Consider the following 23,078-nt stretch of genomic DNA (forward strand, 5'->3'; position numbering starts at 1 on the left):
AAATTGAATGCCCGGGCCTCGCAAGAGACCCGGGTTTTGTGTATACACCGCATGTGTGGAATGAGCCGCGTTTCACCTGGACCGAGGAGTTGCCATGGACCTGCCCATCAGCCTACAAGACATTACGTATGCCGAGAATTACCTGGCGCAGGGAGACCTGGCCACGGCAACGCCGCTGCTGGAGCGTTTGGTGGAGCTCGCCGAGGAGTATATCGATGCCGAGTGCAAAACGGAGGAGAACCGCCAGTACTTTAGCTTCGATAGCAAGTTTGAGCGCCTGGCCTACCGCCGCGTGGAAAAGGATCCACGCGAGCTGGTGCAGGTCGAGGTGCCGTTTGACCGCCTGTACTCCGACATGGCGTTTGCCTACATCCGTCAGCAGGATTATGTGAGCGCCCGCAATGCCTTGATGCAGGCCGTGCGCTGGGACCCCATGAACTGCAACTACCGACTGGATCTGGCCGAGCTGTTCCGTGCGCTCGAGGACAAGCAGGAGTGGGCTTCGCTTTCGTTTTCGGTGCTGGAGCGTGCGAGTGACGGCAGGTGCGCCGCCCGCGCCTACGCCAACTTGGGCCAGTACTTTTTGGAGCCCGAGACCGAGAACGTCTCGGCGGCCGTGGGTTGCGCACGTCTGGCGCTGCGCTTGGCCCCTGGCGATTCACATACGACGCGCTTGCTCAGCAAGATCCATGCCACCTATCCGGATGCCGCCGACGAGAGTGATGAGCATGTGATGGGCGAGCTGGCGTTGCAGGGTGTACCGACCTCGCCTTCGGCCGAGATTGCCATTTGTCTGATTATGTGTGCGACCGACGCTGCGGGTGACGGTGACAAGCAGGAGGCTACACGCCTGACGGTCCGTGCCCGCGACCTGGTGGGCGAGGAGGCATGCGCGGCGATCATTAAGCTGGTGCGCGAAAGCGATGCCGAGCTCAACGCCGAGCGCAAGGCCAAACGCGAGGCCGCGAGCGGGAAAGCCGATGACGCCGAGGAGGCCGGCGATGCCCAGTAAGCGCGAGCGCAAGCTCATCTCCAAGAATCGTTCGGCGCATCACGAATACTTTATCGACGAGACCTTTGAGTGCGGCATTGAGTTGAGCGGTACCGAGGTCAAGTCGATTCGCGAGCGCGCCTGTCAGATTACCGATACTTTTGCGCTGATTCGCGGCGGCGAGTGCTGGCTGGTGGGTTTGCACATCCATCCCTATAGTCACGGTGGCGTGTGGAACCGTGATCCCGATCGCCGGCGCCGTCTGCTGCTGCATCGCAAGGAGATTGATTTTCTTGACGGCAAACTGCGCAACCGCGGCTATGCACTGGTGCCGCTCGAGCTCTACTTTAATACCGATGGTCGCGTTAAGCTGCTGTTGGGCCTGGGCCGTGGCAAAAAGCTCTACGACAAACGCGAGGACATGGCCAAACGTGACGTTCAGCGCGAAATCGATCGCGCGCTTAAGGAGCGTAATCGCTAAGGGTTGATATCCGGGCGGGCGGGGATGTTCATCCATCACTGTTGTCGTACTCCCGGTCTGCTCCTCGCAAGTTGCGGTGGAATAGTTCCTGTTTGTTGGGTATCCAGGCTTAAACAGGGACTTTTTCACCGCAACTGCGTGTGGCTCATTTTTCTTACCGTTCTGACACATATGTCTCATTGTGGGTATATACGTCTGCAAGGCTCAATTCCGAGTTAGGGGAGTGATCGTTTTGGATAAAACTGCGTTCTTTACGATGCCCTGCGGGCTGTATGTGGTGAGTGCCGCGGCAGATGGGTCGCGCGCCGGCTGCATTATCAACACCGCGGTGCAGGTGACGTCCACGCCGCCGCGCATTTCGGTTGCCGTGAACAAGGAAAATGTCACGTCTGGCGTTATCTCGTCTGCCAAGGCCTTTGCGCTGACCGTGATCGATCAGACGGCCGATATGCCCTACATTGGTAACTTTGGATTCCGTACCAGCAGCAACTATGACAAATTTGCCAAGTACGAGACGCGCGAGACCGCACTGGGCATGCCCTATGTTCCCGAGCATGCGGCGGCCTTGTTTAGCTGCCGTTTGATCGACACAGTGGATGTGGGCACGCATCTACTGTTTATCGGTGAGGTCGAGGATGCCGAGCGCCTGAGCGACGAGACGCCGCTCACCTACGATTACTACCATAAGGTCCTGAAGGGCAAGACGCCGCCCAAGGCGTCTTCGTACCAAGGGTAGAAATGCGGTAAAACCGCTTGCATTATATTATTAAGAATATATACTAATAAGCAAAGTACATCAGCAGCCACGTTCGAGAGGAGAACATCATGGCCGAGGAAAAGAAGACGTACAAGTTCGTGTGCACCGTTTGCGGTTACGAGGTAGAGGTCGACACGCCCGAGCTGCCCGAGGATTACGTGTGCCCGGTGTGTGGCGTCGGTCCCGATCAGTTTGAGCTCGTCGAGGAGTAGCTCGTAGACACACGACTTGCAGCAACATATAGCTCTGTCCAAGGGCCCCGGTCGGATATCCCGGCCGGGGCCCTTTTCCTCCGTCCCCAAGGGATCACGGCTGCTATTAGCCGATCCTGTCTGTTGTGAGTCCGGCCGACCTTTTGTCTTAACCTGCAACATCTAACGGCTCAAAACGGGTCTTCCTGTTACAGAACGAGACAAACCAAAACCATCATTCTCAAAATCTCAATCTATAACATTTAGGCACGTAAACCCCCTCTACTTGTTACAGATCGAGACAAAAGGTTGGGGCTGAAGAAATATCTCGATCTGTAACATCTGGGCGCGGAAATTGGGTCCACTTGTTACAGATCGAGACAAACTGAAACTATCTCTCAGAAAATCTCAATCTGTAACATCTAAGGGCTCAAAACGGCCTCACGTGTTACAGATTGAGACGTTATATCTGGACAGTCACGCCATCCCATTACATCCCCGTTAGCAGCACGATGTCGAGAATCGTCACGATGACACCGATCCCTACGAGCAACGCGTTGAGCGGGCGCGAGTTGGCGTATTTGCCCATGACGCGGGGCGAGCTGGTGAGTCGTATGAGCACAAAGACCGTAATCGGCAGCTGAAGCGACAACAGCGCCTGACTCCAAATGAGACCCTCAAAAGGATTCGGGACGATCAGGCACGCCGCCACTGCGCCGACGAAACAGGCCGCCACTCCGATCGAGGAATGTCGGTCGTGGATGTCGTATTCCTCGTCGAATATGCCCGCGGTGATGGTGCCCGCCGCCATGCCCGCCGTCACGCTACTCGATATGCCCGCAAACAGCAGTGCCACCGCAAAGATGGTCGAGCTTGCCGGGCCCAGAATGGGGGAGAGCGTGGCCGCTGCGACGGCGAGGTCGTCTACGACAATGCCGTGCGCAAAGAAGGTCGTTGCGGCCAGGATGACCATGGCCGAGTTGATTGCCCAGCCCACACCCATCGAAAAGAGCGTGTCGAAGAGCTCGTAGTGCAGGCGTTCTTCGATAACCTGCTCGCCTTGGCCTTCGAAGTGCATGGATTGGATGACCTCGGAGTGCAGGAAGAGGTTGTGGGGCATAACGACCGCGCCTAGGACACTTACGATAATCGCGACTGAGCCGGTGGGCATACTGGGTGTGATCCAGCTTGTGGCGGCTTGCGGCCAGTCGACCTTGACCAGCAGAAGCTCGGCTAAAAACGAAAGTCCCACCACGCCCACGAAGGCGATGATCCAGCGTTCGGCGCGTTTGTAGGAGCTTGTCATGAGCATGACAATCGATGCCGCCGCCACGATGATGCAGCCGGCACGTACGGGCAGGCCAAAGAGCATTTGAAGTGCGATCGCACCGCCCAGGACTTCGGCCATGGCGGTGGCGACCGTGGCTAGATACGCGCTGCCGAGTATCGCACGCCCGACGAGGCGGGGCAGGTGGCGCGTCGTGGCCTCGGCAAGACACATGCCCGTGGCGATGCCCAAGTGAGCCGCGTTGTGTTGCAGCACGATGAGCATGATCGTGGACAGCGTGACGATCCACAGCAGCGCGTAGCCAAACTGCGAGCCGGCGGCCATATTGGAGGCCCAATTGCCCGGGTCGATAAAGCCGACGGTCACGAGCAGCCCGGGGCCGATATGCCGTGCGATGTCGAGTCCGCCGTGGCCGCCGGTGCGCGGGGAGCCAAAGTGATGTTTGAGATGGTCGATCATGGTGCACTCCTGCGTGCCGTTTGTTTGACGCCGCAAAGGATACCCGTTTTAGGCTCAAAATTTGACCATGACTAACAAAATTGTTGTATTTGAATAGGGTGGTAAAAGGGGGTTGCCGAAATGTCTTGATCTGTAACAACTAGGGATGGAAATTGGGCCTAGGTGTTACAGATCGAGACAGGAAGAAATGGTCCTATGGAAAATCTCGATCCGTAACAGCTGACCGCCAAAACCGGTCCTTCATGTTACAGATTGAGACATTCGGAACCGTCTCTCGAGAACATCTCAATCTGTAACAGTTAGTCGTCGAAATTGGGTTTTCCTGTTACAGATTGAGATGTTTGAAGCGGTGAGCTTACAGGCCGAACCTGGGCCCTTGTTGTTGCCCTTGAGGTCGGCGGTGTCCACTCGTAGGGCGTGCGTTACGCAATTGTTTCGAAACGGGCGGGAAACACAATGGGCCGGCGATGCTTCTAGTATGCCTATTCAACTGACTGTCTAAATATCTAGGGGAGGATCGCGATGCAGGCAGATTCCGCTCAGCAGCAGGGCCTTTATCGCCCCGAATTCGACCACGATGCATGTGGCATCGGCGCGCTTGCCGATATCAACGGTGAGCGCCACCACCAGATTCTGGACGATGCGCTGTCCATTCTGGTCAACCTGGAGCACCGCGGTGGCACGGGACTCGAGAAGAATACCGGCGACGGCGCCGGCATCCTGTTCCAGGTTCCGCATCACTTTTTCCGCAAAGAGGCTCAAAAGTGCGGCCAGATTCTGCCGGCAGAGGGCGACTATGGCGTGGCCATGCTGTTCTTCCCGCAAGACGACAAGGGCGTAGAGGATGCCCGCCGCGTGTTTGAGGTAGGCTGTGCCGAGGCCGGCGTGCCGCTGCTCTTTTGGCGCGAGGTGCCGGTCGACCCTCACGATCTGGGCGAGACGGCCCGCGCCTGCATGCCCACCATCCTACAGGCCTTCCTGGGCCGTCCGGACGATACGCCCGCCGGCGATGCCTTTGAGCGTCGCCTGTACGTGTGCCGCCGTACCATCGAAAAGAAGGCCGACGCCGAGTTTGCCCTGCGCGACAAGATCTTCTATGTGTGCTCTATGAGCTCGCGCACCATCGTGTACAAGGGCATGCTGGTCGCCACGCAGATGCGCCGCTTCTTTATCGATCTCAACGACGCCGCCGTTAAGACGGCCGTGGCGCTCGTCCACTCGCGCTACTCCACCAACACCACGCCTAGCTGGGAGCGCGCACATCCCAACCGCTTTATTATCCACAACGGCGAGATCAACACCCTCAAGGGCAACGTCAACTGGATTCGCGCCCGCGAACCTAACCTGTACAGCCCCGTGCTGCAGCATGATCTTGAGCGTGTGATGCCCATCATCAACCGCGAGGGTTCCGACTCCGCGATTCTGGATAATGTGCTCGAGTTTTTGGTTATGAACGGTCGCCCGCTCACACGTGCCGCGTCCATGTTGCTGCCCGAGCCGTGGGACCACAACGACAACCTGAGCGAGGAGCGTCGCGCCTACGATGCCTACCAGTCCATGCTCATGGAGCCCTGGGACGGCCCGGCGGCCATCGCCTTTACCGACGGCCGTACGCTGGGTGCCGCCCTCGACCGCAACGGCCTGCGCCCGGCTCGCTACTACGTGACGCGCGACGGCCGCTTTATGCTGGCAAGCGAGGTGGGCACCATCGAGGTGCGCCCCGAGAATATCCTGACAAGCGGTTGTTTGGGACCGGGCCAGATGCTCGAGGTCGATTTTGCCCGCGGCCGTGTGATCTACAATGACGAGCTGCGCGCCCGCTATGCCAAGGAAAAGCCCTACCGCGATTGGATTGCCGAAGAGACGCTGACCGTTGACGCGCTCGACAAGCCCGCCGCGGCAACGCCCGCCGAGGATGCCGAGGTGCCTGCCGCCGTGCGTATGGCCAAGCTCGGCTACCACTGGGATGATGTTGACGAGGTCGTGCGCCCCATGGCCCAGCAGGGCAAGGCCCCGCTCGCCTCGATGGGTATCGATGCGCCGCTGGCCTGCCTGTCCAAGAAGACGCGCTCGTTCTTTGACTACTTCTATCAACTGTTCGCCCAGGTCACGAACCCGCCGATCGACGCCCTGCGCGAGCATATGGTCACCTCGACCACGCTCTACCTGGGCAACCACGGCAACCTGCTCGAGGACTCTCGTACGGCCTGCCAGCTGGTGCGTCTGGAGCGCCCGCTGCTGAGCGAGGAGGAGTTCGACCGCATTTGCGCGATTGACCGTGTTGGCTTTAAGACCCGCCGTTTCCGTGCCGTTTACCGCCGCGATGCCGGCGAGGGCGCGCTGCAGGCTGCGCTCAAGCAGCTTGCAGAGGACGTTGAGGCTGCGGTCCGCGACGGCGTGAACATCGTGGTGTTGAGCGATCGCGCCGGAGCGGACGAGGTACCCGTGCCGTCGCTGCTCGCCGTGGGCTGCGTGCACAACCACCTGATCCGCGCCGGCGTGCGTACCTTTGCCGACATCGTGGTGGAGTGTGGCGACGCCGTGTCTCCGCACGACTTTGCGGCGCTGGTGGGCTACTCCGCGAGCGGCATCTATCCGTACAACGCGCATGCGTGTATTCGCGACTTGGCGGCGCACGGCGATCTGGACGTGACAGCCGAGCAGGGCATCGCCAACTACAATAAGGCTGCGACCGCCGGCATCGTTTCCATCATGTCCAAGATGGGCATCTCCACGGTGCAGAGCTACCATTCGGCGCAGATCTTCGAGGCCGTGGGCTTTACGCCGGAGTTCGTCAACGCGTACTTCGCCGGCACGGTGAGCCGTGTGGGCGGTATGGGTGTCGAGGATGTTGAGCGCGAGCAAAACGAGCGCTACGACGCCGCGCTCGCTATCCTTAAGAGCCCGGCTCCCGATCAGCTGCCCACGCTGGGTCTGACCAAGTGGCGCCCGCTCAGCGGCGAGGATCACCTCATCGATCCGCAGACTGTCTACTTGCTGCAGACCGCCTGTCGTGAGGACAGCTACGACACCTTTAAGGAGTACAGCGCCCGCCTGCACCGCACCGGCCGTGCCGTGCGCCTGCGTGACTTGCTCGACTTTAATGCCAACGGTCGCACGCCGGTTTCGCTCGACGAGGTGGAGCCCGCGCGCAACATCGTCCGCCGCTTTAACACCGGTGCCATGTCGTACGGTTCTATCAGCAAAGAGGCGCACGAGTGCATGGCCATCGCCATGAACCGCCTGCATGGACGCTCTAACTCGGGCGAGGGCGGCGAGGATCCGCGTCGCGAGACCCCGCTGGCTAACGGTGACTCCAAGAACTCCGCCATCAAGCAGGTGGCAAGTGCGCGCTTTGGCGTAACGAGCCGCTACCTGTGCAGCGCCTTCGAGATTCAGATCAAGATGGCCCAGGGCGCCAAGCCCGGCGAGGGTGGCCACCTGCCCGGTAAGAAGGTCTACCCCTGGATCGCCGAGGTCCGTCAGTCCACGCCCGGCATCGGCCTGATCTCGCCTCCGCCGCACCACGACATCTACTCCATCGAGGACCTGGCAGAGCTGATCTTTGATCTTAAGAACGCCAACCCCGGTGCGCGCGTGTCGGTCAAGCTGGTCAGCGAGGCCGGCGTCGGCACCATCGCCACCGGTGTGGCCAAGGGTGCCGCCGACAAGATCTTGATCAGCGGCCACAATGGCGGCTCGGGTGCCGCGGCGCGCGATTCCATTTGGCACGCCGGCCTGCCGCTGGAGCTCGGCCTTGCCGAGGCTCAGCAGACGTTGCTGCAAAACGGCCTGCGCTCCCGCGTGGTGCTCGAGGCTGACGGCAAGCTCATGGACGGCACCGATGTTGCCGTCGCCTGCCTGCTGGGCGCCGAGGAGTTTGGCTTTGCGACCATGCCGCTCATCTCCATGGGCTGCCTCATGCAGCGCGACTGCCAGCAGGACACCTGCCCGGCCGGCATCGCCACACAAAACTGTCGCCTGCGTCGCGGCTTCCGTGGCAAGCCCGAGCACGTTGAGCACTTTATGCTCTTTGTTGCCGAGCAGCTGCGTGAGGTCATGGCGAGCCTGGGCTTCCGCACCGTCGACGAGATGGTCGGCCATCCCGAGTGCCTGCGCCAGATCGAGGTACCGGGCAACCGCAAGGCCAACCTGCTTGATCTGTCGCCCGTGCTGGCGAGCGCGACCTGCGAGTTCGGTGCCCATATCCCGGGCGCCGACGGTCGCCACTTCCTGCCGCAGATGGCTGCGGACAGCGAGCTCGACAAGACGCTCGACTCCACGTTGTTCGTGCCCTATACGGCCGATGCCCGTTCGCACCTGCGCCCGATTCGGTTCCGCGCCGATATCGCCAACGTCAACCGCTGCGTGGGCACCATCCTGGGCAATGCGGTGACCAAGGCGCATCCCGAGGGCCTGCCCGCCGGCTCCATCACCATCGATTGCGATGGTTCGGCCGGTCAGAGCTTTGGCGCCTTTCTGCCGCGCGGCATTACGCTCAACGTGTGCGGCGACGCCAACGACTACTTTGGCAAGGGCCTTTCGGGCGGCGAGGTGTCGGTGCGCCCCAATCCGCATGCGACCTACAAGTTCGACGAGAACATCATCGTGGGCAACGTGGCGTTCTTTGGCGCCACGAGCGGCCGCGGCTTTATTAACGGCCTTGCCGGACAGCGTTTTGCCGTGCGTAACTCCGGTGCCACCGTGGTGGTCGAGGGCTGCGGCAACCATGGCTGCGAGTACATGACGGGCGGCCTGGCGCTCATCTTGGGCGAGGTCGGGCAGAACTTCGCCGCCGGTATGACGGGTGGCGTGGCCTATGTCTTTGACCAGTACGGCACGCTCGAAGCCCGTGTGAACCACGAGAGCGTGGAACTCAAGGCCCCGACGGCTGTCGAGCTGGCGCAGATTCGCGCGCTCATCCAGGAGCACGTGGACGCGACGCAGAGCCCGCGCGGCATTAAGCTGCTCTACAGCTTCGAGACGATGAGCAAGCACTTTGTGAAGGTCATTCCGACCGAGTACGAGCGCGTGCTGGCGATTGTCGCTGCGGCCGAGGCCGTGGGCAAGACGCACGCGCAGGCCGAGGAGTTGGCGTTTGATATCGTGACCGGCCGCGCGAGCAACGCGGATGTCGCTCGCTTTGATGTCGCGGGCGGTGCTGCGCCCGTGGCTGCCAGCCCTGTTGCTTCGACCAAGAAGGAGGGGTAAGTGCCATGGGTAAGCCCGGTGCTTTTCTTAATATCGATCGCGTGACCCACGAGCTGCGCCCCGTGGAGGAGCGCAGCCGCGATTTCGATCCGCTGTATGTGGAGCTCGACGACGATGCGCGCCGCGCCCAGGCGAGCCGCTGCATGATGTGCGGCGTGGCGTTTTGCCAGATGGGTGCGAGCTTTGGCAAGGCGCGTCCGAGTGGCTGTCCGCTGCACAACCTGATTCCCGAGTGGAACGAGCTGGTGTATCGCGGTCGCTGGGACGAGGCGGCCGAGCGCCTGTCGCTCACCTCGCCCATGCCCGAGTTTACGAGCCGCGTGTGCCCGGCACTGTGCGAGGCTGCGTGCAACCTGGGTTCGGTCGACGGCCAGCCCACAACGATTCACGATAACGAGCGCGCGATCAGCGACCACGAATGGGCAAACGGCGGCCCGCGTCGCTTTGAGCCGGCAGGGGAGGACGCGCCCTCGGTCGCCGTGGTGGGCTCCGGCCCGGCTGGCCTGGTGGCTGCATGGGAACTTGCGCGTCGCGGTGCCCGCGTGACGGTGTTTGAGCGCGACGACCGCCCAGGCGGTCTGCTCATGTACGGCATTCCCAACATGAAGCTCGAGAAGTCCGTGGTCGAGCGCCGCGTGGCGCTCATGCGCGAGCTGGGCATTGTCTTTGAGTTGGGTACTGACGTTACGAACCCTGCGGTGGCGGCCAAGCTCAATGGTTTTGACGCCGTTGTGGTGGCTGCCGGTGCTCGTACGCCCCGCGGTCTTTTGGCTGCGAATGTGGATGCCCCGGGCGTGGTGTATGCCGTGGACTACCTGACGGCTTCGACCGTCTCGGTGCTCGATGGCGGTGAGCCCGCGGTGAACGCGCGCGGCCTGGACGTTGTGGTCATTGGCGGCGGCGATACCGGCAACGACTGCGTGGGTACCGCGGTGCGCCAGGGTGCACGCAGTGTGCGTCAGTTTGAGTTCTTGCCGGCTGCGCCCGATAAGCGTGCGGCGAGCAATTCCTGGCCGCAGTGGCCCAACGTTAAGAAGACCGACTACGGTCAGCAGGAGGCTATCGCTGCCATGGGCGGCGAGATGCGTGCTTGGGGCGTGGATACGCTCGAGGTATTGCTGGACAAGAAGGGCGCTGCCGCGGGCCTGCGCGTGGTCGATCTGGACTGGTCGGCCGGCAAGCCCGAACGCATTGCGGGCTCCGAGCACGAGGTGCCGGCCCAGCTGGTGCTGATCGCCTGTGGCTTTACGGGTCCGGAGCACGGCGTGTTCGACGCTGTTGACGTGCCTATTGCCACGGCGGGCCGTCCGTTGCCCGTGATGGCCTCCGATGACTCGCATCTTGCGGCTCGCGTGGATGGCGTTGCCGCAGATGCCGCGCCGGTGTATGTGGCCGGCGATGCCCGCAACGGTAGCTCGCTCGTGGTGAGTGCCATGGCCGATGCCCTCGCCTGCGCAGCCGAGGTCGCCGAGGCGCTGGGGCTGTAAGACAATCACGGAGTTACTCAACAATCGAATCGGCAAGGGCTGTCCCCAACGGCCGGCACGTAAGGAGCGTCCCCAAGTGCCGGCAGCTGGGGACGTTCCTTACGTGCCGGCATCCGGGGACACTCCTTGCGGGTTTGCGAGCGTTTTGCTCGTTTGCCGACGTTTGGCTGCCTACCCGTTGGCGTTTGCGCTCGTTGCGCTCTGCTGTTTATGTGGCGGCTTTAGTTGTTTGCGGACAGCGGCGCGGGTGATTCGTCTAGTTCTACCCGCGATTTTGTGGCAATTTGCATAATCTGCAAGTATCCCGTCAAGTGCTTGGTCAGCATCTGGTTTGCAGCCCGATGCCCATTTCGCCCGTGATGGCGGCGACCACCCGCCCTCCTCGTAAGCTCAAATTGAGGTTTATCAGTTTGAGGAGGATGCCATGGCTGATCATGTTTTGGACCGGGGACGTCTGGCCGAGGCCGTCGGTGACGATATTGCCGGCATGGCCCAGTTTTGGATGCTGCGCAAGTTTCAGTTTTTGGAGGCGGCGCGTACACAGTTCGAAGTGATAGTCGATCCATGGCTCAGCTATTGCGAGGAGCCCTCGCAAAATGAAATCATGGCCTATAACATGGCATTTACCGATTGGCTGCTGTTCGAGCGTCCCTATTACCATGGCAAGACGCTGCTTGAGCTGTATGTTGACGAGCCGCCGGCGTCGCTTTCGCCTGTCTCGCTCAGACGGCTCGAACAGGTACGCGACACGCACTATTTCTCGCGCTTTGGCATTTTGGATAAGGATCCCGCGACCGGTATGGTCGCGCTGCGTGACACGCGTACCGACCGTCGCTTTGACGTCTACGATCCGCATATCGTGCAAAAGGAGCACTGGCGCGATGGCGCGATTGCGGTGCGCCTCGCGTGCGTCGACGATGTCTGGCTGACGGCGGGGCAGCTCTACCTCTACGACATTGCGCGTCTGAGCGATACGGCGGTCGACGGGCCTGGCGCGGTGCATCCTGAGGACCTAGAAGATGGCTTCGATACCTCGTGTATCAGCTTCTTCTTACGGCTGGTTCGCGACATCATGGGCGCCCAGGGGCGCTACGTAAAGTCACTCAACATCTACAAACAGGAATGGGAGTAGGGGATGGGCAGTCGCGCCGCCGCCGCTCGTCTATTTGTCTCGGTCTGTAACGTCAAGGGACAAAAAACCGGTCCACCCGTTACAGATCGAGACGAATGCTTGGGCGTTGCTGGTTTGTCTAAATCTGTAACGTTTAGGGGTCTGGAGAACGTCTAACTGTTACAGATTGAGATGTTTGGAACCCGGCAGGGGGGATGTCTCGATCTGTAACATCTGCAGGCCAAAACTCGATCCAACTGTTACAGATCGAGACAAAGGTTGGGCGCGGTGCCGAAAGATCTAAATCTGTAACAACTAGAGGCTCAAAGACTGTCTTCCTGTTACAGATCAAGACATTTGTCAGCGGAGGCAACGGTGACGATGGTCCATTTGTCTGACGTGGTGGTGATGAAAGTGTCTAATACCGTTTTCAAACACAAACATGCAGCACGTAGCACCTTGGCGCGGAATAGGATGCTTGCCAGGCTCACGGAGACGGCTGAACAAGGCGTGCTGCTTGCGACGCACGACAATGCCGAGCTCATGTGGCTGCGGCGCCATGTGGGCACAGACGATATTGCGGAGCCCGAATCGCACCTATTCTGTTTTCAGCATGAATGGGATGCGTTGACGCCGCCGGAGCGGGCTCGGCGGACCATCAAGGGGCTTGCGGAGTTTCATCCCGATTGGGCGTTTTGGGGGTATGACGCCGCGCTGATATGGGGTCTGGAGGTGCCGAATGATCTGCTCGGGCCGCGTTACTTGGTCAAGACGGGTTGTTCGGTGGCGTTGAGTACGGGATATAGGCTGCTGCGTCCGCAGGCGTCGGGTGCGCTTGAGCGCGTCGACGGCGTGCGAGTGACGCCGTTTTGGCGCACGGTGGAGGATTGTCTGCTGCGTGCGCCGTTTTCATATGGTCTGGCGATTGCCGATTCTGCGCTGCGGGCGAAGGGCATATCGCGCGTCGACCTCTGCGAACGGCTCCAGGCCGATTGCGAGGGCAGACGCGGGTATCGCAGAGCTCAGGTGATTGCGTCGCATGCGGACGGGCTGTCCGAAAACGGTGGCGAGTCTCGGTTCCGGGCGTTCTTTATTGCATACGGTTTTCCGGTGCCAGAGTTGCAGGTGGAGTTTCGCGATCCGCTCGATTCGAGCCAGGTGTTTCGAGTCGATTATTTCTGGAGGCTCGAGGACGGGACGTGCATGATTGGCGAGCTCGACGGAAGAGAAAAGTATACCCTGCAGGATGGTGGGGATCGGGAGTCGGTCGATCCGTTCGTAGCAGAGCGTCAGCGGGAATCTCATCTGACAATGCTCGGGCACAAGGTACTGAGGTTCACGTTTGATGAACTCAAGAACCCGGGGAAGCTGGCTGAAAAGATGAGGCTGGCGGGTATTTCGCAGCGGGCCGATTTGGCTGAGGGATGGAAGCGTCAGTGGTATGGGCGCTGAGGGGTACGACTAACGCGAATGTGGTTGTTCCGGACGAGTTTGTCTCGATCTGTAACAACAAGGGGCCGTTTGGCCTCGTAACCGTTACAGATCGAGACAGAAGGTTGGCTGCCGCTAAAAGATCTAAATCTGTAACATCTAGAGGCCGAAAACCTGTCTACATGTTACAGATTTAGATGTTTGACGACAGGGCTGGAGAATATCTCGATCTGTAACATCTAACGGACAAAATTCGACCCAACTGTTACAGATTGAGACAAAGGCTGGACACGGTGCCGAAAGATCTCGATCTGTAACATCTGGCTGCTAAAACCTGGTCTACCTGTTACAAATCAAGACGTTTTGCTGGAACGGCCGGAGCATTGCCGTGCTGTCTCCGTTTGCCCTCACATCTCTCTCGTCCCTCCGCTAACCGATATGTTCGACTTTAGTTTGCTGCATTAGGTGATAATGGACAAATGTTCAAGTTAATCGTGAGGGAGGAGCTCGATATGGCGTCTGCCGATCGTTCCACGTTGTTTATCAATGCGACCGTCCTGGATGGTTCGGAGCATATGGAGCCGCAGCCCGACATGGCCGTGGCCGTTGAGCGCGGTGTCATCACGTGGATGGGGCCGAGTGCTGTGGCGCAGGCGCCTGCAGGTGCCGAGGTCCTCGACCTGGCCGGGGCGTATCTCATGCCGGGCCTCATCAATATGCATGTGCATCTGTGCGGCTCGGGCAAGCCGGTTTCGGCGGGCGATGCGGGCACGCTGATGAAGAAGCTCGATAATCCCGTGGGGCGCGCTATCGTGCGCCATATTCTTAAGGGCAGCGCCCAACAACAACTGGCAAGTGGCGTGACCACGGTGCGCGGCGCGGGCGACCCGCTGTTTGCCGATCTGGCCGTGCGCGATGCTATCGACGCCGGCAAGTATCAGGGTCCGCGTTTGGTGGCGCCGGGAACGGGCGTCACGGTGCCGGGTGGCCACGGCGCGGGCTTGTTCGCCCAGGTGGCCAACAGTCCCTCCGAGGCGGCCGAACAGGTGCGCGACTTGTATGCGCGCGGTGCCAATGTCATTAAATTGTTCGTAACGGGCGGCGTGTTCGATGCGACCGAGGTAGGCGAGCCGGGCGTGCTGCGTATGCCGGTGGAGGTTGCCGCGGCGGCGTGCAAGGCAGCGCACGATATGGGCCTTCCGGTTATGGCTCATGTCGAGAGCACCGAGGGCGTACGCGCCGCGCTCGAGGCCGGCGTCGATACGATCGAGCACGGCGCTCCGTTGACGCCCGAGATCCTGGAGCTGTACTGCGGCGCCGCGGGAACTCAGCTCGAGGGGCGTGCGCCGAGTGTGACCTGCACGATCAGCCCCGCACTGCCGTTTGTGCTGCTCGATCCGGAGAAGACTCATTCGACTGACACGCAAAAGAAGAACGGCGATATCGTGTGCTCGGGCATTATCGAGAGCGCTCGTGCGGCGCTGGAAGCCGGTATCAAGGTGGGTTTGGGTACGGATTCGAGCTGCCCGTTCGTGACCCAGTACGACATGTGGCGCGAGGTGGCCTATTTTGCCAAGTACGTGGGCGTGAGCAATGCGTTTGCGCTGCATACGGCTACGCAGGTTAATGCTGAGCTGCTGGGGCTGGGCGGCGAGACCGGTGCGATCGAGTGCGGCAAGGCTGCCGATATCCTGGTGACGCGCGAGAACCCGCTCGATGACCTGTGCGCTCTGCGCGAGCCGATGCACGTGATGTGTCGTGGCGATCTGGTGCGCAAACTCAAGGTGAAGCGTATTCCCGAGGTGGACGCCGAGCTCGACACGATTATGGCCATGCCAGCCGAGGCGCTTGCCGAGGAGCTTGCCCGCGACGGCGTGGCGTAGGTGTGACGGGGGCGGGCCCTTTGTCGCATTCAAAAAAGCCGAGGTCCCAGTGCGAGGCCTCGGCTTTTATTTTGTCCTGCGGTATGGCGGCTACGAGCGCGTCTCCATCTTGGCGTGGCACTTGGGGCAGGTGACACGGATTTTGCCTTTGCCCTTGGGAACGGAGAGCATCTGGCCGCAGTTGGGGCACTTGAGGTATGCCGTGGTCTTGCGACCCTTCCACATCTTCTTGGCCGTGCGCTTGGCACGCTCAAAGTCTTCCTTACTGGTGCCGGCCGCGCGTGAGGTGCTGGCCGCTGCAGCGCCGCCACCCAAGCTGGCGACAAACTTGCCCAAGCCGGGGACCTTAGCCGAGCCGGCGACAAAGGCCTCGTTCTCCTTGCGACGTGCGTCGATGTTTTTGGACAGGCCGCGCAGCACGCCGATCACGATGACGGCGATGGCGATCCAACTGAGCCACTGGATGCGGGCCATCGATCCGATCATCGCGATGACGATGCCCGCAAAACCCATCACGATGGTGAGCTCGTCGGCGCCATTGCGGCCCTTCATAAAGTCATTCATGCAAATTGCCTTTCGTTCGATATGCCGCACGCCTTTATACCCGATTTAGAGCAAGGGGGACAGGTTAATCTGCGCCAATGTGGTGCAAACATACCCGTCCTCGGAACATCAAGACGGTGCAAAGTGGTTTGTCCTCAATGCGCCGATTACTTAGAGAGCTTGTCGACGACGCGTTCGATCTCGGCGAGCTTCGCGGCTTTGAGGTCTTCGTCGCCCGATTCGATTGCTGAAGTCACGCAGCCCTCGATATGCGCCTTGAGCACGTCGGCGTTAATGCGCGCGAGGAGTGCCTGTGTGGCCATGAGCTGCGTGGAAATATCGACGCAGTAGCGGTCCTCCTCGACCATCCGCAGGATGCCGTCGATCTGGCCGCGCGCCGTCTTGAGCATACGGTTCACCGATTTGTGGTCTGCCATCATGGCGGGTCCTCGTTTCTGGTCGATGGGGTCGAATGCTTCTGGTAGCAGCTAGGCTGCGGTCACGGACAGGGCGTGGAACTTCTCGCCGGCGCTCTCGACGGCGGCAGCGAGCTGCTCGGCGGCCACGGTGTCGGCGCACTCCACCTGTACCGTCTGAGTCTCGTGATCGGCATCGGCGTCGGTCACGCCGGCAACGTTGAGCAGTGCCGTCTCGACAGTAGCGTCGCAGTGGCCACACATAAGGCCGGAAGTCTTAATTGTGTAACGCATGGGTATTCCTCTCTGTTATGTCGGCTTTCCCAGGCACCCGACCTTGACCTTCAAGCCGTCGCTCGCGTACCAAAGTACGCGTCGCTCCTCTTTCAGGTCAATCTCGGGCACCTGGAAAACCCGTTCTAAATGGACGTAATGGTGAGCCTATTTTGCCACTTTAGGCTTAAAGGATTTCAGGCGCAGAGCATTGGACACGACGCACACGCTCGACAGGCTCATCGCCGCGGCGCCAAACATCGGCGAGAGCTGCCAGCCGGTGAGGGGGAAGAACGCGCCCGCAGCGAGCGGAATGCCGATGCCGTTGTAGAACAGCGCCCAGAACAGGTCTTGCTTGATGTTGCGAATCGTGGCGCGCGAAAGCTCGATAGCGCGGGCGACGTCCATGAGGTCGCTGCGCATGAGTACCACATCTGCCCCTTCCTTGGCGATGTCGGCGCCGGTGCCGATAGCAAGGCCCACGTCGGAGCGCGCCAGGGCGGGGGAGTCGTTGATGCCGTCGCCCACCATGGCGACCTTGCCGCCCGCATCCTGCAGTTCGCGCACGTGGCGTTCCTTGTCGGCGGGAAGCACGTCGGCAATGACCTGCTTGCTGCTCAGTCCTACGCGGCGGGCGATTGCTTCGGCCGTCACACGGTTGTCGCCGGTGAGCATGTGCACGTCGACGCCGAGCGAACGCAGCGCAGCGATGGCCTCGGCGCTCGTCTCCTTGACCTCGTCAGCTACGGCAATGGTGCCGACAAGCTCGCCGTTCTTGGCAAAGAACAACGGTGTCTTGCCCTCGGCGGCAAATCGCTCCGCAAGTCCTGAGGGCACCTCCGCGCCCAGCTCGTTCATCAGACGCACGTTGCCGGCTGCGATGATATTCTGCCCCTCGCGCGCCGTAACGCCTCGTCCAGGCACGGCGGCAAAGTCCTCGACCATGCGCGCCACGATTCCGCGCGCCTCGCACTCGGTCATAATCGCCTCGGCCAGCGGATGCTCGCTCGAGCGCTCCAGCGCGGCAGCGAGCTTCAGTAACGCCTTTTCACTCATGGCGGGCGAGCCGTCGGCGCGCGTGGCTACCACGATATCGGTCACGGCAGGTTTGCCGCGGGTGACCGTACCCGTCTTATCGAGCACCACGGTACCCACGCCGCGCAGGTTCTCCAGCGCCTCGGCGCTCTTAAACAGAATGCCCATCTCGGCGCCCTTGCCGGTGCCCACCATAATGGCGACGGGCGTGGCTAGGCCGAGCGCGCAGGGACAACTGATCACCAGCACGGCCACGGCGGAGGTAAGTGCCTCGTTTATGCTGCCGGTCAGTGCCATCCACACCGCAAAGGTCACGGCCGAGATCACGAACACCACGGGCACGAACACGCCGGCGACCTTGTCGGCCATGCGGGCGATGGGCGCCTTGGTGGCGTTGGCGTCCTCGACGAGCTGGATGATCTTGGCGAGTGATGTCTCGGCACCAACCCGCGTGGCGCGGAAGGTAAACGAGCCGGTGCGGTTGACGGTGGCGGCGTTGACGGTGTCGCCGGCGGTCTTTTCCACGGGGATTGACTCGCCGGTGAGCGCACTCTCGTCCACGGCCGAGCTACCCTCGAGCACCACGCCGTCGACGGGGATTGACTCGCCGGGGTGCACGCGCAGGACCTGGCCGGGAAGGATGCTATCGACGTCGACGGTGGTTTCGCTGCCGTCGTCGGCAACGACGGTCGCGGTTTTAGGCGCCAGATCGATGAGCGCCTCGATGGCGCCGCCGGTTTTGGACTTACTGCGCGTCTCGAGGTATTTGCCCACGGTGACGAGCGACAGGATCGTGCCCGCGCTCTCAAAATACAGATTGTCCATGCCTGTCATCATGGCCTCGTGCACCTGCCCCGTGGCCAGCTGGTCGGCCATGATGAACATGGCATAGAGCGACCAGGCAATGGAAGCGGTGGCGCCCACGGCAATAAGGGCGTCCATGGTGGGTGCGCCGTGCGCGAGCGATTTAAACCCGTTGGTAAAGTATGCGTCGTTGACGTAGACGATGGGGATGAGCAGGACAAGCTCGGTGAGGGCGAGCGTCATGCTGTGGATATGGTCGGTGAAAATGCCGGGCAGCGGCCAGCCGAGCATGTGTCCCATGCCTATGTAGAACAGTGGGATGAGGAAGACGATCGAGACGATGAGGCGGGTGCGCATGGCAGAGGCGGCGACCTCCAACTTTTTGGTGGGCGACTCCATATGGGCGGCGCCGGACCTGGCTTGCGCGCTGCCGTTTGAGCCGGCGGCACCGGTGCCCGTGCTGACGGGTGAGGCCGAGTAGCCCGCGCGGTCGACGGCGGTGCAGATATCGTCGGGGGAGACCTGCGCGGGGTCGTAGTCGACCATCATGGAACCGGCGAGTAGGTTGACCGCGACGCTTTGGACGCCGTCGAGCTTGCTCACGGCACGGTCCACGTGCGCCTGGCAGGCGGCGCATGTCATGCCGCCTACGTCGAACTTATCTTGAGCCATGGCCTCTCCTTTCTGTGGTTCGGTGTTGGAATTGTTAACCTCTCGATACTATACACCCATACCCCCTGGGGGTGTATGGCAAAAGTTGAAATGTATGACATTCCGATACGGGGGTCGACTGCCAAGTTAGTGCACCATCCTCGCCCTTCGTCTCAATCTGTAACATCTAGTTCCGTTTTTGCCGAGTTACTGTTACAGATTGAGACAAACAATTCGGCGGTTGCTTAACATCTCGATCTGTAACATCTGGCAGGGAAAATGACCTCTATCTGTTACAGATCGAGATGTTGTTTTACGAGGTTTTGGTTCGTCTCGATTCGTAACGTGTAGACCCGGTTTTGCCTCGTAACTGTTACAGATTGAGATGTTGTCCGGCGGGGGTCTCTGCTCGGCTCCGTCCGCCTCGTCATCTGTGGTTTACGTGGGGGCATACGGAGTGCAGGTATACTAACCGGCGGCGAATCTGCTCCATCGCTTAGAGCTGCTGCGTCTGGACGGCGCGTGATAGGGCTGCCAAAGCGATCGCCAGCGTGCTGAGCAACGTCCTCTCTGTGCGCACCCGTTTTTGTATGTACTAGCGCACTACCAAGCACGCCCGCGCGGCCGCATGCCGTGCCCCTTGCGCGTGCAGATAAGGAACAACAACATATGCGTAATTCTGTATCCGACGTCACCGACGCCGAGATCCTGGACGAGACCCGCGAGACCATGGCCCAGGCTGCCTTCGATGCGGCCGACGAGGCCAGCGCCGCCGAGACCGTCGAGTCCGCTACCGAGAACCTGCCCGCCTTTGACGAGCTGGGTCTTTCGGACGAGATACTTCGTGCCATCGAGAACCTGGGTTACACGGCGCCGACGCCCGTGCAGGCCGGCTCGATCCCCGTGGTGCTCGAGGGCCGCGACCTGCTTGCCGCCGCTCAGACCGGCACCGGCAAGACGGCCGCCTTTTTGCTGCCGACCATGAACAATCTGGAGCACATCGCTCCTCCCAAACCTGTGCGCGAGCGCGGCGGCCGTAACCGTCGTCGCGGTGCTAAAAAGCCCGAGGGAAACGGCCGCGGCCCCGTGATGCTCGTCATCACCCCTACGCGCGAGCTCGCCCAGCAAATCGACGAGGTCGCGAGCAAGATCGCCGACGTCACCGGCCATGTTGCCGTGACCGTCGTGGGCGGCGTGAGCTACAAGCCGCAGACCGCTGCCCTCAAGTACGGCTGCGACATCCTGGTCGCAACGCCGGGCCGTCTGGTCGATCTGATCGAGCAGGGCGCTTGCCACCTGGACGAGGTCAAGGTGCTGGTGCTCGACGAAGCCGACCGCATGCTCGACATGGGCTTTTTGCCCGCCGTTCGCCGTATTGTGCGCGAGACGCCGGCCGAGCGCCAGACGCTGCTGTTCTCGGCGACCCTCGACGAGGAGGCCGTGGGCGAGATCACCGACCTAGTGAGCGACCCGGCCCGCGTGGAGATCGCGCCCGCCACGTCGACCGCCGACACCGTCGACCAGTTTGTGTTCCCGGTGTCCATCGAGGCCAAGAACAACCTGCTGCCCGAGTTCCTCAAAAAGGAAGGCCCGGAGCGCACCATCGTCTTTATGCGCACCAAGCACCGTGCCGACAGCTGCTGCCGTCGTCTGGAGCGCAAGGGTATCAAGGCTGCCGCGATTCATGGCAACCGCAGCCAGGCCCAGCGCGAGCGCGCGCTTTCGGCCTTCCGCGACGGCACCGTCGACGTGCTGGTGGCAACCGACGTGCTCGCCCGCGGCATCGACATCAGCGACGTGCGCTACGTCGTGAACTTTGACGTGCCGGCCGAGCCGACCGACTACATCCACCGTATTGGCCGTACGGGCCGCGCCGGCGAGCTGGGCTGGGCCATCACGTTTGTGACCGAGCAGGACGTGGATGAGTTCTACGAGATCGAGAAGCTCATGGACAAGACCGCCGACATCTACGAGGCCGGCGACCTGCACGTGGGCCCCAATCCGCCCGCGGTTGATCCCGAGCGCGACCCTGCGGCCTTTAAGGTGAAGAAGAAGACCAAGCGCGGTAAGTCCAAGAGCAAGAAGAAGCTTGAGCAGGCGCGTCGCGACGGCAAGCGCAACGGCGACGATTACGGCGATGTGGCCGGTCGTTCCAACCGTGGTCGCGATGAGCGTCGCGGCGACAGCGAGCGCCCGAGCCGTCCCAAGCGCGGCGGCAAGACCCGCGTGCGCGAGGGCGTTCAGGCTCGCGTGGACGAGGCCGTGGAGAGCGTGGCCCGCGAGGTGGCTGCCGAGGAGCGTGCCGGTGCTGGTGCCGTCGAGCCGGCCCCGCGCGGCAACCGTGCCGAGCGCCGTGCCAAGCAGTTCCAGGGCGAGGCACATCGCCGTCGCCGCGAGGACGGGGACCGCGGCGGTCGTCGCCGTGTTGAGCGCGAGGACGAGGGCCGTGGCTCGCGCGGCGGCAAGCGCGGCTCGGGCGACCGTCGTCGTTCCGGTCGCGATGACGAGCGCGGCGGCCGCGGCGGCGAGTCCCGTGGCGGCAAGCGCTTTGAAGAGCGTGGTGGCCGCGGCGGTGAGCGTCGCGAGGATGCTCGCGGAAATGGCGGCCGCAGTGGCGCCGGCCGTTCTGGCGAGTCGCGCGATCGTCGCGATCCGCGTGCCAGTCGAGATCGTCGCGATGACTGGCGCAACTACGACGATACCCGCGAAGAGCGCCGCGGCGGCTATCGCGGCGGACGTGGCAGCAACCAGGCCGGCTCCCGTGGCGGCCGTGCCGGCGGTCGCGATAACCGTGGCAGCTATGGTAACAATCGTGGCGGCAAGCGCGGCGGCAGCTCCCGTCGCCCCGGTGACGGCGGCGGCAAGCGCAAGTAACATACGCGTCGCGCGGTAAGGCGACACGAGTTTGGGCCTCGAGCAGACTATGCTCGGGGCCCTTTTAGTGGGCTCAGTATTAGGTGGGGCGAGTCTTCTTCGTGGAAACGCGCGGAGACGGTCGTGGCAAGAGATACGGGCTATCGACCTAGTTGGAGATTCGCGTATGCGGGGGCCGACATCGACGCAGGGCATGAGGTTTTCTGCTGACGCGCGGCGGCTGCGGTGCCCGGGAGGACACGCCGGGGATTTCGCCCGCTGCTTGGCGCCCTTGCTGCCATCCGGCTTTCGCGCTCGCATTCTTTTGGATGCGGGCGTGTTTTTCGTGGCGCGCACGGGTCCCCCGGGGCGCGCCGTGCATTTTTGGGAGTTTTCAGCAAGCCGGGGTGACTGCATACGCGCCGGAAGCGTCTATTTGAGCCAGCAGGATCCTTCGGCAGGCGATTTGGGTTGGCTGACGGCGTCCGGCGCGGCGATAACGCGCGTTTCGCGTCGCGCCGTGCCCCAAAACGACGCCAATCGCGCGGCGTCCACGATTCGCGGCACCGCCTGCGGGGGCCGCGATGCTGAAAACTCCGGTTTTTGCACGGTCCAAGCGGGGGTACGTTGGGGTGGGAAGGGGCGCCCCCGTCTTTTTATGCATGGCATAAGTGAAATGATGCAAGACAATAGGGCGCCATGCGTCGGATACCCAGCCTGGGCGCGCCATACGCCGACGCTTAGGCCCTCGATATCTCGGACATCATCACGCTCTAAATACTAACCCAGCAACAAAATAATCCGTCTTTTCTCCGTCCCCATGGGACCGGGTGTGGTATTCTATCTGCTGGGTATAACTCTGGAATACCAAGTAATACCAACGCCGCAGAAACAAACTCCAGATGCGGGCCAATCGGGTTGCCTTCACAGCCCGTCGCCCAGCCGCGTGGCCCGCATCTATCCGCACTACCGTTGTTTCAAAAAGGAAGCGCCATGGCAGAACACATGACCCCGGTTGTCGCGAAGGTCTTGCCCGAGGAAAAGGCGGCCTTCGCGGCGGCAACCCAGCTCGTGGGCACCACGCCGTCCAACGCCATCCGCATGTTTATCGCCGCGTTCAATCGCTGCGGCACCTTCCCGTTCGACATTTCGCCCAGCGGGGCCTTTGGCACTGCACCCGATTCTCATCAACAATGACTGTCCCAAACTGCCG

General features: G+C 61.6%; 16 protein-coding genes. 11 read left to right on the forward strand and 5 right to left on the reverse strand.

What is annotated here, in order from left to right:
• Positions 1–94: 94 nt before the first annotated feature.
• The 4 genes from ACTQW0_RS04295 (at position 95) to ACTQW0_RS04310 (ending at position 2,441) form a co-directional block, all read left to right on the forward strand.
• On the forward strand, positions 95–1,012 hold the full coding sequence (locus ACTQW0_RS04295) for a hypothetical protein (protein ID WP_427727424.1): 918 nt from the start codon (positions 95–97) through the stop codon (positions 1,010–1,012).
• On the forward strand, positions 1,002–1,472 hold the full coding sequence (gene smpB / locus ACTQW0_RS04300) for an SsrA-binding protein SmpB (RefSeq protein ID WP_006235325.1): 471 nt from the start codon (positions 1,002–1,004) through the stop codon (positions 1,470–1,472). The genes ACTQW0_RS04295 and smpB overlap by 11 nt, the downstream gene beginning before the upstream one ends.
• A gap of 232 nt (positions 1,473–1,704) precedes the next feature.
• Positions 1,705–2,208, forward strand: coding sequence for a flavin reductase family protein (locus tag ACTQW0_RS04305; RefSeq protein ID WP_427717758.1), 504 nt, complete (start codon positions 1,705–1,707; stop codon positions 2,206–2,208).
• Positions 2,209–2,297: 89 nt separating this feature from the next.
• Positions 2,298–2,441: a rubredoxin-like domain-containing protein gene (locus tag ACTQW0_RS04310; protein WP_035137395.1), complete on the forward strand. Its 144-nt coding sequence runs from the start codon at positions 2,298–2,300 to the stop codon at positions 2,439–2,441.
• Positions 2,442–2,910: 469 nt separating this feature from the next.
• On the opposite strand, the gene ACTQW0_RS04315 is transcribed toward ACTQW0_RS04310, so the two are convergent.
• Positions 2,911–4,167: an Nramp family divalent metal transporter gene (locus ACTQW0_RS04315; RefSeq protein WP_427717762.1), complete on the reverse strand. Its 1,257-nt coding sequence runs from the start codon at positions 4,165–4,167 to the stop codon at positions 2,911–2,913.
• A gap of 522 nt (positions 4,168–4,689) precedes the next feature.
• Between ACTQW0_RS04315 and gltB the strand changes: the two genes are divergently transcribed.
• The 5 genes from gltB (at position 4,690) to ACTQW0_RS04340 (ending at position 15,290) form a co-directional block, all read left to right on the forward strand.
• Positions 4,690–9,378, forward strand: a complete 4,689-nt coding sequence (gene gltB / locus ACTQW0_RS04320) for a glutamate synthase large subunit (RefSeq protein ID WP_441567081.1) — start codon at positions 4,690–4,692, stop codon at positions 9,376–9,378.
• Between the two features lie 5 nt (positions 9,379–9,383).
• Positions 9,384–10,865 carry a glutamate synthase subunit beta gene (locus ACTQW0_RS04325; protein ID WP_441567083.1) on the forward strand — a complete coding sequence of 494 codons (1,482 nt, stop codon included), beginning with the start codon at positions 9,384–9,386 and terminating at the stop codon, positions 10,863–10,865.
• Positions 10,866–11,289: 424 nt separating this feature from the next.
• Positions 11,290–11,997: a hypothetical protein gene (locus tag ACTQW0_RS04330; protein ID WP_441563073.1), complete on the forward strand. Its 708-nt coding sequence runs from the start codon at positions 11,290–11,292 to the stop codon at positions 11,995–11,997.
• Positions 11,998–12,351: 354 nt separating this feature from the next.
• On the forward strand, positions 12,352–13,428 hold the full coding sequence (locus ACTQW0_RS04335; RefSeq protein WP_441567085.1) for a hypothetical protein: 1,077 nt from the start codon (positions 12,352–12,354) through the stop codon (positions 13,426–13,428).
• A gap of 491 nt (positions 13,429–13,919) precedes the next feature.
• The gene (locus tag ACTQW0_RS04340; RefSeq protein ID WP_441567087.1) at positions 13,920–15,290 is read left to right on the forward strand and encodes an amidohydrolase family protein; all 1,371 of its coding nucleotides are present in this window, start codon (positions 13,920–13,922) and stop codon (positions 15,288–15,290) included.
• Between the two features lie 90 nt (positions 15,291–15,380).
• On the opposite strand, the gene ACTQW0_RS04345 is transcribed toward ACTQW0_RS04340, so the two are convergent.
• The 4 genes from ACTQW0_RS04345 to ACTQW0_RS04360 all read right to left on the reverse strand — a co-directional run bounded on the left by ACTQW0_RS04345 (position 15,381) and on the right by ACTQW0_RS04360 (position 19,033).
• The gene (locus ACTQW0_RS04345; RefSeq protein WP_427747716.1) at positions 15,381–15,854 is read right to left on the reverse strand and encodes a hypothetical protein; all 474 of its coding nucleotides are present in this window, start codon (positions 15,852–15,854) and stop codon (positions 15,381–15,383) included.
• A 146-nt stretch (positions 15,855–16,000) separates the two neighbouring features.
• Positions 16,001–16,270 carry a metal-sensing transcriptional repressor gene (locus ACTQW0_RS04350; protein ID WP_229778266.1) on the reverse strand — a complete coding sequence of 90 codons (270 nt, stop codon included), beginning with the start codon at positions 16,268–16,270 and terminating at the stop codon, positions 16,001–16,003.
• A 51-nt stretch (positions 16,271–16,321) separates the two neighbouring features.
• A complete protein-coding gene (locus ACTQW0_RS04355; protein ID WP_154515953.1) occupies positions 16,322–16,543 on the reverse strand; it encodes a heavy-metal-associated domain-containing protein in 222 nt (73 codons plus the stop codon).
• A gap of 147 nt (positions 16,544–16,690) precedes the next feature.
• Positions 16,691–19,033: a heavy metal translocating P-type ATPase gene (locus ACTQW0_RS04360; RefSeq protein WP_441567089.1), complete on the reverse strand. Its 2,343-nt coding sequence runs from the start codon at positions 19,031–19,033 to the stop codon at positions 16,691–16,693.
• Between the two features lie 648 nt (positions 19,034–19,681).
• On the opposite strand from ACTQW0_RS04360, the gene ACTQW0_RS04365 reads away from it, so the two are divergent.
• Complete coding sequence (locus tag ACTQW0_RS04365; RefSeq protein WP_441567091.1) at positions 19,682–21,886, forward strand: DEAD/DEAH box helicase; 2,205 nt, start codon at positions 19,682–19,684, stop codon at positions 21,884–21,886.
• Positions 21,887–22,858: 972 nt separating this feature from the next.
• On the forward strand, positions 22,859–23,062 hold the full coding sequence (locus ACTQW0_RS04370) for a type II toxin-antitoxin system RelB/DinJ family antitoxin (protein ID WP_117647680.1): 204 nt from the start codon (positions 22,859–22,861) through the stop codon (positions 23,060–23,062).
• Positions 23,063–23,078: the final 16 nt, after the last annotated feature.

The organism is Collinsella sp. LCP19S3_B7 (genome assembly GCF_052121795.1).
Classification (GTDB): domain Bacteria; phylum Actinomycetota; class Coriobacteriia; order Coriobacteriales; family Coriobacteriaceae; genus Collinsella.

Excerpts from the sequence above, each read along its gene's own strand:
- ACTQW0_RS04295 (WP_427727424.1), top strand. The coding sequence starts at position 95 with ATGGACCTGCCCATCAGCCTACAAGACATTACGTATGCCGAGAATTAC.
- smpB (WP_006235325.1), top strand. The coding sequence starts at position 1,002 with ATGCCCAGTAAGCGCGAGCGCAAGCTCATCTCCAAGAATCGTTCGGCG.
- ACTQW0_RS04310 (WP_035137395.1), top strand. The coding sequence starts at position 2,298 with ATGGCCGAGGAAAAGAAGACGTACAAGTTCGTGTGCACCGTTTGCGGT.
- ACTQW0_RS04315 (WP_427717762.1), bottom strand. The coding sequence starts at position 4,167 with ATGATCGACCATCTCAAACATCACTTTGGCTCCCCGCGCACCGGCGGC.
- gltB (WP_441567081.1), top strand. The coding sequence starts at position 4,690 with ATGCAGGCAGATTCCGCTCAGCAGCAGGGCCTTTATCGCCCCGAATTC.
- ACTQW0_RS04325 (WP_441567083.1), top strand. The coding sequence starts at position 9,384 with ATGGGTAAGCCCGGTGCTTTTCTTAATATCGATCGCGTGACCCACGAG.
- ACTQW0_RS04330 (WP_441563073.1), top strand. The coding sequence starts at position 11,290 with ATGGCTGATCATGTTTTGGACCGGGGACGTCTGGCCGAGGCCGTCGGT.
- ACTQW0_RS04340 (WP_441567087.1), top strand. The coding sequence starts at position 13,920 with ATGGCGTCTGCCGATCGTTCCACGTTGTTTATCAATGCGACCGTCCTG.
- ACTQW0_RS04345 (WP_427747716.1), bottom strand. The coding sequence starts at position 15,854 with ATGAATGACTTTATGAAGGGCCGCAATGGCGCCGACGAGCTCACCATC.
- ACTQW0_RS04350 (WP_229778266.1), bottom strand. The coding sequence starts at position 16,270 with ATGGCAGACCACAAATCGGTGAACCGTATGCTCAAGACGGCGCGCGGC.
- ACTQW0_RS04355 (WP_154515953.1), bottom strand. The coding sequence starts at position 16,543 with ATGCGTTACACAATTAAGACTTCCGGCCTTATGTGTGGCCACTGCGAC.
- ACTQW0_RS04360 (WP_441567089.1), bottom strand. The coding sequence starts at position 19,033 with ATGGCTCAAGATAAGTTCGACGTAGGCGGCATGACATGCGCCGCCTGC.
- ACTQW0_RS04365 (WP_441567091.1), top strand. The coding sequence starts at position 19,682 with ATGCGTAATTCTGTATCCGACGTCACCGACGCCGAGATCCTGGACGAG.
- ACTQW0_RS04370 (WP_117647680.1), top strand. The coding sequence starts at position 22,859 with ATGGCAGAACACATGACCCCGGTTGTCGCGAAGGTCTTGCCCGAGGAA.